Source organism: Paenibacillus daejeonensis DSM 15491 (genome assembly GCF_000378385.1).
Classification (GTDB): Bacteria; Bacillota; Bacilli; order Paenibacillales; family Paenibacillaceae; genus Paenibacillus_D; species Paenibacillus_D daejeonensis.
On the sequence record NZ_KB899680.1, the window covers coordinates 13,562 to 27,656 of the forward strand.

General features: G+C 53.5%; 6 protein-coding genes. 5 read left to right on the forward strand and 1 reads right to left on the reverse strand.

Features of this window, described 5'->3' with window-relative positions; all coding sequences use genetic code 11:
• Positions 1-376 precede the first annotated feature (376 nt).
• From F556_RS0130940 to F556_RS0130960, 5 genes are all read left to right on the forward strand, one after another.
• Positions 377-1,744, forward strand: coding sequence for an extracellular solute-binding protein (locus F556_RS0130940; RefSeq protein WP_020620894.1), 1,368 nt, complete (start codon positions 377-379; stop codon positions 1,742-1,744).
• Positions 1,745-1,861: 117 nt separating this feature from the next.
• Entirely contained in the window at positions 1,862-2,755 is an 894-nt protein-coding gene (locus tag F556_RS0130945; RefSeq protein ID WP_020620895.1) for a carbohydrate ABC transporter permease, read from the forward strand.
• A gap of 16 nt (positions 2,756-2,771) precedes the next feature.
• Entirely contained in the window at positions 2,772-3,617 is an 846-nt protein-coding gene (locus F556_RS0130950; protein WP_020620896.1) for a carbohydrate ABC transporter permease, read from the forward strand.
• 76 nt (positions 3,618-3,693) lie between these two features.
• Positions 3,694-9,924, forward strand: a complete 6,231-nt coding sequence (locus tag F556_RS36795) for an alpha-N-acetylglucosaminidase TIM-barrel domain-containing protein (RefSeq protein WP_020620897.1) — start codon at positions 3,694-3,696, stop codon at positions 9,922-9,924.
• Between the two features lie 1,147 nt (positions 9,925-11,071).
• Positions 11,072-12,187, forward strand: coding sequence for a slipin family protein (locus F556_RS0130960; RefSeq protein WP_020620898.1), 1,116 nt, complete (start codon positions 11,072-11,074; stop codon positions 12,185-12,187).
• Between the two features lie 1,123 nt (positions 12,188-13,310).
• On the opposite strand, the gene F556_RS0130965 is transcribed toward F556_RS0130960, so the two are convergent.
• Complete coding sequence (locus F556_RS0130965) at positions 13,311-14,060, reverse strand: class I SAM-dependent methyltransferase (RefSeq protein WP_020620899.1); 750 nt, start codon at positions 14,058-14,060, stop codon at positions 13,311-13,313.
• Positions 14,061-14,095 lie beyond the last annotated feature (35 nt).

The following is a 14,095-nucleotide window of genomic DNA, read 5'->3' on the forward strand; positions in this document are numbered from 1 at the left end:
CGGATACAAGCAGAAAAAGCCGAAGATGCCTGCTTCAGCAAGAAGTCGGCACTTTCGGCTCATGCCTAGATAAACTAGTAGCACGCCACGTATAATTTAGCTTTATGATATGATAGATGACGTTGATCTGTCAATTTGAAAATGACTTTGAAAATGGAAGCGATTTAAATGACGAAGAAAGCTCAAATAATTCTTGTGTTGACAATCAAGAATTTCCGAGTTATGCTTTTTTCAGTCGAATACGTAAGGAAACATAACGTGTTACCGAAAGGGCATGAGTTATGCAAGCATTGATCTGCTTGCGTGACTTATGCCCTTTTTTTCATGTCCATACGTTTCTTTACCAGGCTATTTCATGAATGAGGGGTGCAGGAACATGAAAAGGAAACAAACAGTGACATCGGGGATTGCTACAATGCTGGTGCTGGCCATGACGGCTTGCGGGGGGACAAACGGGGCTACGCCAAACAACGGCACGCCAGACCCTGCGCCATCGGTTAACGAGGGGACAGGCAATAACGGGACAAACGGTACCGAGAATCAGGGCTTGACAGGTGAGTTTGAAATTCAGTACTTCGTTGGCGGTTATGGCGATTCCTGGTGGAAGGAAGTGCTCGAGGGCTTCCAGGAAGCCAATCCGGAATTGAACATCACCCAAACGGCAGGTCCCAACATTAATGAGCAGACAAGACCGCGCTGGATCCAGGGCGACACGCCGGATGTGGTCTACATTGACGGCGCAGGCTCTAACGAGCGTCAGATGATCGATGATGGACAACTCATGGACATTACGGATTTCCTGGCTGAGATGGAAAACGCCGACGGCGAGAAGCTGACGGACATTCTGATCTCGCAGCCAACCGCATACGATGGGGACCGGAATTATACGCTGCCACTTGTATTCGGCTCTTGGGGTTTGTTCTACGACAAGGCTTTCTTCAATGAAAATGACTGGACAGCACCTACCAACTGGAGCGAGTTCATCGACACAAGCGAGCAGGTCAAGGCTTCAGGCATCTCGGCACTGATTCACACAGGGGTCTATCCGTATTACATTAACGGTGGCTTGGTCGACTCTGCGATTGTGGCGGCCAATGGCGGTGACGGTTCCATTCTGACCCAGCAAGCCAATCTCGAAGAGGGCAGCTTCTCTGGTCCTGCGGTACAGAAGGCGCTAGGTCAAGTCGTTGAGCTGGTGGACAAAGGCTTGATCGATCCGGGCGCGGTTTCGCTCAACCATACCGACTCGCAGATTCAATGGCTGCAGCATCGGGCAGCTTTTATCCCAAGCGGCTTGTGGCTGGAGAATGAGATGAGCAAGGATATTCCGGATGGTTTTGAGTTTGGCTTTATTCCTTCTGTTGCCCAGGATGCAGGGGAGAACAACATCGTCATTCCGTACACCAACACGATTGCGATTGCGGAGAATGCGAAGAACCCTGAAGCGGCCAAAGCATTCCTGCAATATGCCTTTACGGAAGCCAATGCGGTGCGCTGGGCGGAGTTGACGGGCGCGCTGATGAATGTCAAGGCGGATCTGAGCAATACCTCGGCCAGTGAAGTCGTCAAGGAAGCGATGGAGTTCTTTAATTCAGATACTACGACTGTGGCACCCGTGGCCGTACTGAATGCGGACGTTGAAAAAGCGAAGCAGGATGCAACGATTGCGCTGGCAACCGGACGGATTACCGCTGAGGAGTGGATGCAGCGTCTGGAAGCGGCTGCGGCCAAAGCACGGAACTGACGAGAGTAGCGAGTCAGAAGTGATAGAAGGCGGCGACGTTCCGTGGCGGGACGTCCCTCCTTGTCAACTTCGACGCTACCTGGAAGATGAGCGAATGCATGAAGGAAGGTACGTTCTATGAGTCAATCGGCTAAACGCAAAGTGTTTTTAATTGTTTTTCTTCTGCCGACCTTTTTGTTTTTTTGCCTGTTTACCCTCTATCCCATAGGGAAGGGGATTCAAATCTCGTTCTACGACTGGTCGGGTGGGACGAAGAATATGGACTTTATTGGACTGGACAATTACAAACAGATGTTCAGTGATCCTATTGTTGGCCGAGCGGTTGGCAATGACTACTTTCTGGTGTTTGGGAAGGTCATCGGCATTATGCTGCTGGCTACGTTTTTTGCGGTGGCTGTCACGAGGCTGAATGTCTGGGGCAAGAATGTATACCGCGTGCTATTTTTTATTCCGAATGTGATTTCCGTCGTCGTCATCGGCGTGTTATGGAGATATGTATATAATCCCAACCTGGGTTTTCTCAATTCGTTTCTCTCTTTGTTTACCGAGGAGAGGGTGCAGACGGCATGGCTGGGAGAGCCGAATACGGCGATGACGTCGCTGCTCTGGCCCCCAATATGGGCGGGAATCGGGTTTTACATGATATTACTGATTGCAGCGATTCTATCCATTCCCAAGGAGCTGTATGAAGCGGCCGACCTGGACGGAGCTTCCCAGTGGCGTCAATTCCTATCCGTCACTCTGCCGCTGATGTGGGAGCAGATGAAGGTGAGCGTGCTGCATATTGTCATGACGACCCTGAACGGTTCGTTTATTCTCGTCTGGATTATGACGGAGGGCGGACCGGATAACTCGACGCAGGTTATGGGCTCCTATCTGTATCAGATGGGCTTCCGGCAATACCATATGGGATACGCGGCGACCATCGGCGTGCTGATCCTGGTCCTTTCCCTGCTCACAACGATGATTTTGCAGCGGGTCATGAAACGGGACACGATTGAATTGGCATGAGGAGTGAAATCAACCGATGATGTTAACCAAACAAAACCCGGTAGCGCGCGTCGTCACCTATGTCCTGCTGCTGCTGTGGGGGGTCGCAGTTGTTTATCCGCTTATCTGGACGCTGCTTGGTGCGCTGAAGGATAACGCGCAGTTTATGCTAAAACAGCCCTGGGCCCTGCCCGAGTTCCCACTGCTGTGGGAAAACTTCACGTATGTATGGGGAAGATACGGGTTTGGCAGTTATTTTACTAACTCCATTCTCGTCACCGTAGGCAGCATTGCCCTCTCGTTGTTTCTATCGGCGACGACCGCATATGTATTGGCCAGATTCAAGATCAAAGGCGGGCAAGTGCTGTACTACTTGTATTTGTCGGCCATGATGATTCCGATGATTCTTGGTTTGATCCCGCTGTTCTTTCTGTTGAATGACCTGGGACTTATCAACCGGATTCCTGGCTTGATTCTAGTCTATACCGCTAGCGCCCTGCCTTTTGGCATCTTCGTTCTCGTCAGCTTTTTTAAAACCTTGCCCAAGGAATTGGAGGAGGCGGCGTACATCGACGGGGCGGGCCACGCCCGTACCTTCTGGTCCGTCATGCTGCCGTTGGCCCGCTCAGGTCTTATTTCTGTGGGCATCATGAACGGCCTGACGATATGGAATGAGTACATTATGGGCTCCGTGCTGGTCAACAAGCCCGCGCTCTATACGCTGCCGGTGGGACTTGCCGTCATGCAGAATGAAATGCAATACCGCACCGAATGGGGGCCGCTCTTTGCGGGTCTGTTGTTATCTATTGTGCCGGTTCTGGTGGTCTATATCATTTTTCAAAGGCAGATTGCCGAGGGTGTCACCGCTGGTGCAGTGAAATAGATACACAGCTTCCCTGTCAAATCCTGCTTTACAATATGCCGACGTTGTAAGACATTAGTAGAAGGGAGTTCAGTCCATGCGCACACGATTCAAAATTTTGGCGATGTTTTTGATTGCTGCCGTCTGGTTGTCCAGCATTCCTGTCTATGCCGCTCCTGAGGAGCCGCAAGCAAGTATTGACTACCCTGTGTTTGAGGATGGCTTTGTCCGGAAATCGAGGGGGACCACCAATTACAGCTACGAGAACATTACTGCAGCACACGGAGCCCAGTATGGAGGCCAAGGCATTACCGTCCTCAATGCCAAGTATTATGGAACCGATGAGATTATTGCGGCGATGAAGCTCAGATTGCCGACCAAGGCTCAAATCGAAGAGAACGACCTGAACCAATTTGATTTTGTCTTCCATGTGTTCAAAAACCCCAATTACACGTTGGGCAATCAATCGTACATCTTTCATTATGCTACCGACACGAATTGGTCAGAGACATCGATGACCTGGAATACCAAGCCTTCATTTCTCGATCGCAGCAGCACGCAGACGCTGTTCCGGTTTGAGGTCAGGCAGAATGAGGAGTATGAATTCAAAACCGATGCAGAAAAGATGATTACCGTTGATATTACGGATACGATTCTGCAACTGGTTGAGGAAGGAAGGGAGGAGATCACGGTGTTCACGAGCGCGCAGAACAGTCTGGATTCCTCGCTGATGTTCCATAGCAAGGAAACCAGCAATGCGAGCAAGCGCCCCAAAATGGTAGGCTCCCACCGCCCGGACGTCGATCCCGGTCCGGTAGACCCGGGTCCTGTGGATCCGGAACCAACCGATCCCGTGGATCCAAGTGATCCGGGTAACATTGCGTACCAGAAGCCGGCTCGAAGCAATCTGTCCAAGCACTTGGCGGGCAATGTAACCGATGGCAATCCGGCAACAGCCTGGAGCGGAATTTTCTATCCGGCTTATATCGATATTGACCTGATGGATCAATACGATCTGAGTGAGCTCAAGGTGTTCCTGCCGCCTGGTAAAATTGCGTACTACACCATTTACGGCAGTAACGACGGGGCCACCTACGACCGTCTCTATCAAAAACGTTCAAGAACAGCCGCTACAGCAGACGGGGACACAATTGTTCTGGAGGCGCCCGCCTCGTATCGGATCGTTCGAATCTACATGGAATATACACAGGGCGAGAATACGGCATATCTAGCCGAAGTCAGAGCGTATGGCACCAAGACGAATACCAACACGGACCCGCTCCGGACGGGATCAATGGAAGAGATTCTCGGTCTGCAGAATTTCAAGGATACGGCCTATAGTGAGGCGATAACCGATCAGGAGACCTATGATAATATCGCTGGTATCGTCGAGCGCACGGTAGGTCCGCAATACCGGGACTGGTTTTCGTTTGAGGTTGCACCTAATACAGCCAATGAGATGGACTATTTTGAACTAAGCGACCGGAATGGAAAAGTACACATTACAGGCAACACAGGTATCTCCATTACCACCGGATTGAATTACTACTATAAGAACTACCTGAATGTTCATATCTCGGAGCAGACCATGCAGGTGAAGATGCCGTCGACCCTTGTGACGATTGGCGAGCCTGTACGCAAAGAGACGGAATACAAAATTCGTTATGCCTTCAATTACTGTACACTCAGTTATTCGTTCGCTTTCTTTGGTGTAGAAGAATGGCAGAGGGAAAATGACTGGTTGGCGTTAAATGGGGTCAACGTTGTGCTGGATCTTGCAGGACAAGAAGCGACCTGGGTCAAATTTTTGATGAATTTCGGTTATTCCTTTGATGATGCGAAGGACTGGCTTACTGGTCCGGCTTATAACGCCTGGCAGTTCATGGCCAACATGGAGGCGTTCGGCGGTCCGGTACCGGACGGGTATATTATCGATCGGGCCGAGCTGGCGAGAAGTACCATGCGGTGGAAAAATTCACTGGGCATGCAGACCGTTCTTCAAGGGTATGCCGGTGTGGTGCCAACGAATTTCAACGAGTTTCAGCCGGATGTGGCGGTGATCAAGCAGGGCCTATGGAACGGGTTCAGCCGGCCGGATATGATTGCAACCGATTCACCGCTGTATGATGACTATGCAAGACTGTTCTATGAAGCGCAGGAGTTTGTCTATGGGAAGACCTCGCAATACTACGCTGCCGATCCATTTCATGAGGGAGGCAGACGTCCTTCGGGATTGAGCGACGGTACGATTGCCCATGAAGTCTTAAATTCAATGCTTGAATATGATGAGGATGCGGTATGGATCGTCCAGGGCTGGCAGAGCAATCCGACCAATGACCTGCTCCGCGGGATGGGCGACCGGAGAGAGGACCACGTCCTGATCGTGGATCTGATCAAGTATCCGCTGGCCAGCTTTACCAAATACAACCGGACGTCATATGACAGTACACGGCTCGATGCGGTCGAGTTCAACGGGACGAGCTGGGTATGGGGACTGCTCGGCAATTTTGGCGGCAACCCGTCGATGCACGGGCAAATGGAAGTGATGGTCAATGATATCCAGAATGCCAAGAAAACGAGCAAGCATATGGCTGGCCTGGGGATTATATCAGAGGCGCAATACGAAAATCCGATTCTCTATGATCTGATTTTTGATCTGGCCTGGGCGGATGAGAGCTTCAATCTGGATCAGTGGATGGCCAAGTATATCGAGCGCCGCTATGGCGGTACCTCGTCCAATGCCACACTGGCCTGGGACATCATGAAGGACGCCAACTATAATTACGGGGTCCGGTTCACTACACAGATTTACGGAATGAAGAACACAACGCCACAAAACTATGGCAAGCAAAACATTGCTTACGGTGCAGACAAGCTGGAAACTGCGTTCCGTCTGCTGGCAGAGGATTTCGACAAGTTCAAGGCGAGTGAAGCCTATCTCTATGATTTGACCGAAATCATGCGACAGTTGGTGAGCAATTATTCCGTGTTTGCTTATAACGAGGTGCTGACTGCACGGGACAACAGGGACTTGGCTGCGTTTAAAGAGGCAAAAGCCGATTTCCTGCATTCCTTTGACGTCTTGAATGCCGTCCAGGCCACGCAGCAGGATCAGCTTGCTGGTGAATGGATTGGCAGAGCACAGGATTTGGCGGCACCTTACGATGATTTCACGAACGATGCGTTTGAATTGAATGCCAAAACTTTGATTACGACCTGGGGCTCGCGCCAATCCCACGGCAGTCTGAAGGAATACGGGTGGCGCAACTATGAAGGCATGTTTATCGACATTTATAAGAATGTATGGGAAACGTATCTGAACAAAGTCGAGGCCAACCTGGAAACAGGTGCTCCGATTGCGACCATCAGCGTCTCAGGGTACTTCGATCTCTATTGGGATTGGGTGCTGGGGGACCAGGACTACAACAGGGAAGCCAAGGATTCTGCAGAGGATCTAAAAGAAGTTGTCGAGCTCGTATTCGAGCACGCGATGCTATCCGGGGAGCTGGATCCGAATATCGGCAACCGTGCGATCGGCCGGCTCGCAAGCACCAACACAGCCAGCGTGTCGGGACGATTGCTCGCTGCGACGGATGGAAGGGCGGATACGCAGGTGACACTCCAGGCCAATCCGGTCATCCCGGAGCCTGAGCTCATCATCGACCTGGTCGGCGCATTCCAGCTGTCCAAGGTTCAAGTACTGGCCGACCGCGTAACGTTCGCAGGCTACGAGGTCTATACCAGCAATGACAAGCTCAGTTGGGATAAAATCGGCGAGGTTGCTGTAGGTGATGTGACCAGCAGCGGGAATGAATGGCTTGTATCTAACCTGGAGGCACGTTATGTCAAAATACAGGCGATTGCTGCCGAACCGCCACACGGGGAGCAGGAACTGAGCCTGAGCGAAGTGCGCGTGTATGGCGAGCGAATCTTGCCGACCTTGGAGCACTTGCGGGAGCTGGCGCGTTTTGCCAAGACGATTCCATTGGAAGCAAGCGAACCTGGTGTGGTGACTGCCTTCCAGAACGCGATGCTGCAGGCAGAACAGGCGATTGCCATGGAGGCGGCGGTCGATCAGGTGAACAGTGTCTACTGGAGTGTGTACGATACGATTCTCCGGCTCAATCTGACCGGCCTCAAGAATCTGGCTGTGAACCGGCCGGTTACAGCGCATAACGGAACGGCTGGCAACCCGGCCAGACTGGTGGATAACAGCCGGGACACGGTCTGGGATTCGGGCCGGTTAAGCGCCACCGGGCTGCCTTATGAGGCGACGATTACACCGGGATGGGCGACGATCGCACTCGGGGATGTGTATCATGTCGAAGAGATCCAGGTCATCTTCGGCAATAACAACCAGGGCTACTGGCATAACTATGAGCTGTACACCAGTTTGAATGGCACCGATTGGACCAAGGTCGGGGAGAAGACCACCCGGACTACGCCTAATGAGGCGGAGGACAATCACATGTTGGAGAATGTTCAAGCCAGCTACATCCGAATGGCTACGACCAATATTCAGGAGTCAGGCGGTAGAAGGGCACCTTATCAGGTAGCTGAGCTGCGTGTGCTGGGGGCAGAGCTCGATGCTGTCACCTCCGTCACGGAGCTGACTGATGTGCGTGTGCCATACGGCATGACCGCTGCGGACTTGATGAGACAGCTGCCATCCAGTGTGGAAGTGGTGCTGGAGAGCGGCGCGACCCGGACAGTAGCCGTAGTATGGGAGGCTGCTGACTATGACGGAACGAAGCCGGGCGAATACACAGTAAACGGCACGCTCCCATCCAATCTCTACAACCCGGATGCGCGGATGGCAAGCGTGAAGGTCATTGTAGGTGAGCAAGGGGAGCCCGAGCCGCCGGTGTGGCCGGATCGCAGCATGCTGAGAGCAGCGAATGTCTCCAGCTCAGGCCTTACACTCACTTGGACGGCTGCGGATGATGCCGAGGCTGTGACGGCTTACAACATTTACAATGGTAGCCGGTTAATCGGAACAACAGCAGGGGATGTGACCACCTTTGCAGTGAGCGGTCTGTCCGCCAGTACGACCTACACCTTCAAGGTGGAAGCCGGCAATGAGCTTGACCTATGGACGACCAGCGGGCCGTCGGTTACAGTGACGACTGAGCGCGGACGCGATCCGATTAACCCTTGGCCGCCTGTTACGCCTCCAGTCACAGAGCCGCAACCGGAACCGAATGAACCGCAAGAAACAAATGAGATCACCGTGATCGCACCTGTAATTGGGGCGGGACGTATGGCCAAGGCCAGCATCAGCGCTGAAGCGTTCGACAAAGCGGCTGCCCATGGAGCGACAGTGGTTATTACCGTGAACGAGGCTTCTGGCGCTGCCGGCTATGAGGTTGTCCTGCCACCTCATGCCCTGTCTGCGGGCGACAAGGACAAACGCGTAATGATCCGGACGCCATTAGGCACGGTCACAGCAAGAGCTGATCTGTTGCCGAGTGCAGCGGGGACAGGAGCACAGGACGTGTCCCTGTCGATCACCAAGGCTGCTCAGGGAGCAGGCGTCGAGCTTGCCGTACACGTCGATGGCAAGGCGCAGGCATGGCGCAATCCGAATGCGCCGCTTGAAGTCTTCCTGCCGTATACGCCGACAGCTGCCGAACTGGCAGATACCGACTACCTCTTCGTCTGGTATGTAGACGAAGCAGGCAAGAGGACGGCGGTCGCTTCTGGCTCCTACGATGCGGAGCGGGGCGGCGTCAGCTTCCAGGCCGAACAAACCGGCCGTTATATGATCAGCTATGTTCATACAACCTTTGGCGATCTGCAAGGGTATGCTTGGGCGAGGCAGGCCATCGAAGCGATGGCTTCCCGAGGCATTATTCATGGAACATCGGCAGAGACCTATCATCCAGCAGCAGACATCAAGCGAGCAGACTTCATGGTTCTGCTGGTGCGGACACTGCAGCTGCAAGCGGAGACGGCTGCGAACTTCGCAGATGTCGCACCAGAGGCTTATTATGCCGAGGAAGTGGCGGTTGCCAAGGCACTGGGCATCACCCAGGGGACTGGTGATAACCGGTTCCGCCCAGAGCAATCCATCTCCAGACAGGAGATGATGGTACTCCTGGACCGCGCACTGGCGCTGATGGGTCAGCCACTTGAAGCGGGCACCTCGGATGATCTGGTACAGTTCCGGGACCAGGGTCAGGTTGCAGGCTATGCGGAGCAGAGCGTAGCCAACCTGGTCAAGAGCGGTCTCATCCAGGGCAAGGGTGAGCACATCGATCCGTTGGGTCAGGCCACACGAGCCGAGATTGCAGTACTGATCGAGCGTTTGTACCACTTTGTCTTTTAGAAGATGACAACAGGCATGAAATGAAGACCGTCCTTTGGGCGGTCTTTTGTTGTTCCGGGAGACGCGTGTTTTGCTGTGCTCGGCTCTAACGGCCACCATGACCGCTATTGCACTCTAGATCGATGGTTTGAAAATGTAACGGCCATGTACGCAGCTATTTGCCCTGTTGGCGTATGTTTTAGCTTGATTTCAATGAAATAAGCGCGCTGGTGGCCATTAGAATTGTGAACCAGGCGAAAAGGCCGAAATAAGTGCGCTGGTGGCCGTTAGAGCGGGAGCAGTCAATGCGATCCCACCTCCATTAGTATTACTCCTGCGGAAACTGTCCCACCGCAGTGTGATGCTACTATTGCATTAGCTGGAACCGCTAGACTAACCCACCCCCACAGCATGCTACTTTCACTTCTCCACCCAGCGAGTCCTCAACAACATACCAAGTAATCCCGACGTTATTCCTGGCTCCCACCACATCGCCCCGCACATCAGTCACCACACGCCCCACACATCGCCCCGCACATCAGTCACCACACGCCCCACACATCGCCCCATACCGCACCCCACCATATCGCTCAACCCCACACTCCAACCAAAATCCCCCAACAAACTTCCACCTTCGTAATACTTTCACCATGTTCATCCAGTCCGAAATGCGCGATGATAGATCTTGCAAGGCAATAAGAAACAAAAAGCAAGACCTTAGTTCTTATATGGTCCGTTCGTAACGAGGCTGGGATGTCGGATCATCCCGCAGTGCCGCGCCAGTTGGCGAAGGTATCCTGTACGTGCGGAGCGGTAGGAATCCACTTGGGGTTCGATTCCCCAATCGCTATGGGAGCGATCTTTGGTAGAGTACTCGACTGTCAATCGAGTCTTCACACACAAAATGGACCAACGGATAGAATCCCTTGCGGCCACGATAAGCGCACTGCGAGGAAGACCTAGTAATCTCGTGGATACCGATTGGGCGAACACAGGAGCGGGGTGCAGGGAGGGAAGAGTGCGAAAGGGTGGCTGAAGTCTGGTCATTCTCTAGCTCTAAGACATCTCGGTACCCCACCAGCTGTTCGCTGATCTCAAGCGAGTTTCCGTCAATCCCGGCAGCGGGGTTCTATACCGAAGGTCAAATGAATGTTAAGGGGGCATCACCATGTACAAATCGATTACGATTCAAGCCGACGAGCGCGGCTTACTCTTTCATAAAGGCAGCTATGTGAAAAAGCTTATGCCAGGTACCTACCGTCAATTTGCCTGGTCGGAGACGGCCATCACCGTCATGAAGATCGCTCAGCCTTTCGCGGTGGAGGGACGCGACCTGCAGTTGTTCTTGCATGATGAGGAGCTGGTCCGAGAGCTGAAGGTGGTTACCGTTCAGGACCATGAGCTTGTCCTTCATTATGAAGATGGCCGGTTCGCCCGCGTATTGAAGCCGGGCATCTACGCCTATTGGAATGTGTTGAAGCAGCATGCGTTTGTTACCGTAGATATCCGACAACCAGAGCTGCCTGCGGAGGTGGACCGTGCGCTGCTGCCGAAGCTGACGGCTTATGTGCAGAGCTCGGAGATTGCAAGCAACGAGATCGGATTCTTGTTCTATGATCATGTCCTGCAGCGGGAGCTCTCGCCCGGCCGATACTTCTTTTGGAAAGGTCCTGTAGCCGTTACCGTGCGGACCGTTGATCTCCGGCAGCAGCAGATGGATCTGCTGGGTCAGGAGATGATGACAGAGGATAAGGTGACGCTGCGGCTGAACTTTGTCTGTCAGTACAAAATCATGAATCCGCTGCGGGTCCTCGAAGTGAGGTCCTTCGACGAGCAGATTCATATTCAGCTCCAATTGCTGCTGCGCGAATACGTCGGCACGATGAAGCTGGATGAGCTGCTGAAGCGCAAGGAAGAGGCAGCTTCGTTTATCCTCTCCAGACTGCGGGAGAAGGAGGAGGGACTTGGGGTGAAATTCCTCGATGCAGGGGTGAAGGATGTGATCCTGCCAGGAGATATGAAGGATATCCTGAATACCGTGCTACTCGCAGAGAAGAAGGCACAAGCCAACTTGATCACGCGGCGGGAAGAGACGGCTTCGACTCGAAGCTTGCTCAACACAGCCAAGCTCATGGACGAGAATCAGACGCTATACCGACTGAAGGAGCTCGAATTCCTGGAGAAAATCTGTGAGAAAATCGGTTCCGTCTCGCTGACCGGCGGCGGAGACCTGCTGGACCGGCTCAATACGCTGATTGGAGAGAGTCGGCGTGCGGAACGCTAGGGCGGCCTGGCCAGTCCGTGGCTGGTATTGTCGGCTGGTTGCCGTGTGTGGTACGGAAATCGTCAGCAAAAACATTCGAAGGGGCGTTCCTCAGTCATTGGTTGATGACGGAGAAACGCCCCTTTTACGTGCGATTGCCCATGTTTGCAGCCCGTTTGAGCGTCTACGGAGTACGCCAAGGCAAGAAACTTTCGTTGCAGCGCATTCGAACGTCTGCCGAGTGCGCCAAGGCAAAACTTCGTTGCAGCCCCGTTCGAGTGCCTGCCGATTGCTCCAAGGCAAGAAACTTTCGTTGCAGCGCTGTCCGGGCGTCTGTCGAGTGCTCCAAGGCAAGAAACTTTCGTTGCAGCCCCGTTCGGTCGCCATCTGTGTGTTCTAAGGCAAGAAACTTTCGTTGCAGCGCTGTCCGGGCGTCTGTCGAGTGCTCCAAGGCAAGAAACTTTCGTTGCAGCTCCGCTCGGTCGCCATCTGTGTGTTCTAAGGCAAGAAACTTTCGTTGCAGCGCTGTCCGGGCGTCTGTCGAGTGCTCCAAGGCAAGAAACTTTCGTTGCAGCTCCGCTCGGTCGCCATCTGTGTGTTCTAAGGCAAGAAACTTTCGTTGCAGCTCCGCTCGGTCGCCATCTGTGTGCTCTAAGGCAAGAAACTTTCGTTGCAGCTCCGCTCGGTCGCCATCTGTGTGCTCTAAGGCAAGAAACTTTCGTTGCAGCTCCGCTCGGTCGCCATCTGTGTGCTTTAAGGCAAAAAACTTTCGTTGCAGCTCCGCTCGGTCGCCATCTGTGTGCTCTAAGGCAAAAAACTTTCGTTGCAGCGCCGTCCACCCTGCCGTAGTCGTCTCTAAGTAAATTTTCTATACTTACAGCCACCGCCGGAGCCGCCCTCGTGCGCTCCAAGTAAAATTTCTATACTTACAGCCACCACCAGGGCCGCCCTCGTGCGTTCCAAGTAAAGTTTCTATACTTACAGCCACCACCAGGGCCGCCCTCGGCCGTTCCAAGTAAAGTTTCTATACTTACAGCCCCCGCCCGAGCCGCCCTCTGCAACCTGCGCCCGAGCGCCTGCAACCTGCTCCCACCTAAGTACCTGCTACCCGCGCCGACTGTATCTCACAGCACTGAGCGCCGTATTACCGCCTGGCAATAATCCCAAACCGGTCCGCGTTTGTACGAATCCCGCGATCGGTGCGATAGGTTTCGATGAACTGGTGCAGCACCCGGGAGTCGTCTGGCTCACGGCCGAAGTTAGGGATAATCGGTGTGTGCTTCAGCAGAAAGATTAGATCTTCCGCCGTCTCGTAATACTCGGTAATGCTGAACTCGAACGTGCGGATGTCACGGAAGCCAGCTGCTCTTAACTCAGCCACATAGCGCGCCTGCAACTCGCCAGGCGGGACGCCCCAGGCTTGTCCCCGGCCGAAGGCTTCCTTCAAGTTCGACTTGTCGCCCTCGCTGACCTGCTGCGTAATGAAGGTGCCGCCGCTCGCCAACACGCGGGCAATCTCCCCGGCATGCCACTCGGAGTGGCGGGAGGAGACGACATCGAAGAAGGCGTCTGGAAAAGCCAGATGATCCGCCTCCATGTGCAAGAAACGTGCATGAGCATGGCCAGCGCGGACTGCATTTCTCTGTGCCGTCTCGATCATTGCCGCAGAACGATCAACACCAACCAGCAGCCGCACGGAATCCGCAATGGAGAGCACAGCTTCGCCCCCACCGGTGCCAATATCCAGGAGCAACGAAGCTGGTGTGCATTGCCCGGCAACCTCGCGGTACATTTCCCAGGCTTCGCCTTCGGTCACACATTTTATTTGGCTAAAATCCCAGCCGTTCGTCCGGCCAATGGCATCATAGAACGTTTGGTAGTCAAAGTCTTTCAAAATTATCACCTTTCCTGATGAAGAAGTAATAGAGT

Bases quoted from the DNA above. Each gene is read 5' to 3' on its own strand.
- F556_RS36795 (WP_020620897.1), top strand. From the start codon at position 3,694: ATGCGCACACGATTCAAAATTTTGGCGATGTTTTTGATTGCTGCCGTC.
- F556_RS0130960 (WP_020620898.1), top strand. From the start codon at position 11,072: ATGTACAAATCGATTACGATTCAAGCCGACGAGCGCGGCTTACTCTTT.
- F556_RS0130940 (WP_020620894.1), top strand. From the start codon at position 377: ATGAAAAGGAAACAAACAGTGACATCGGGGATTGCTACAATGCTGGTG.
- F556_RS0130945 (WP_020620895.1), top strand. From the start codon at position 1,862: ATGAGTCAATCGGCTAAACGCAAAGTGTTTTTAATTGTTTTTCTTCTG.
- F556_RS0130950 (WP_020620896.1), top strand. From the start codon at position 2,772: ATGATGTTAACCAAACAAAACCCGGTAGCGCGCGTCGTCACCTATGTC.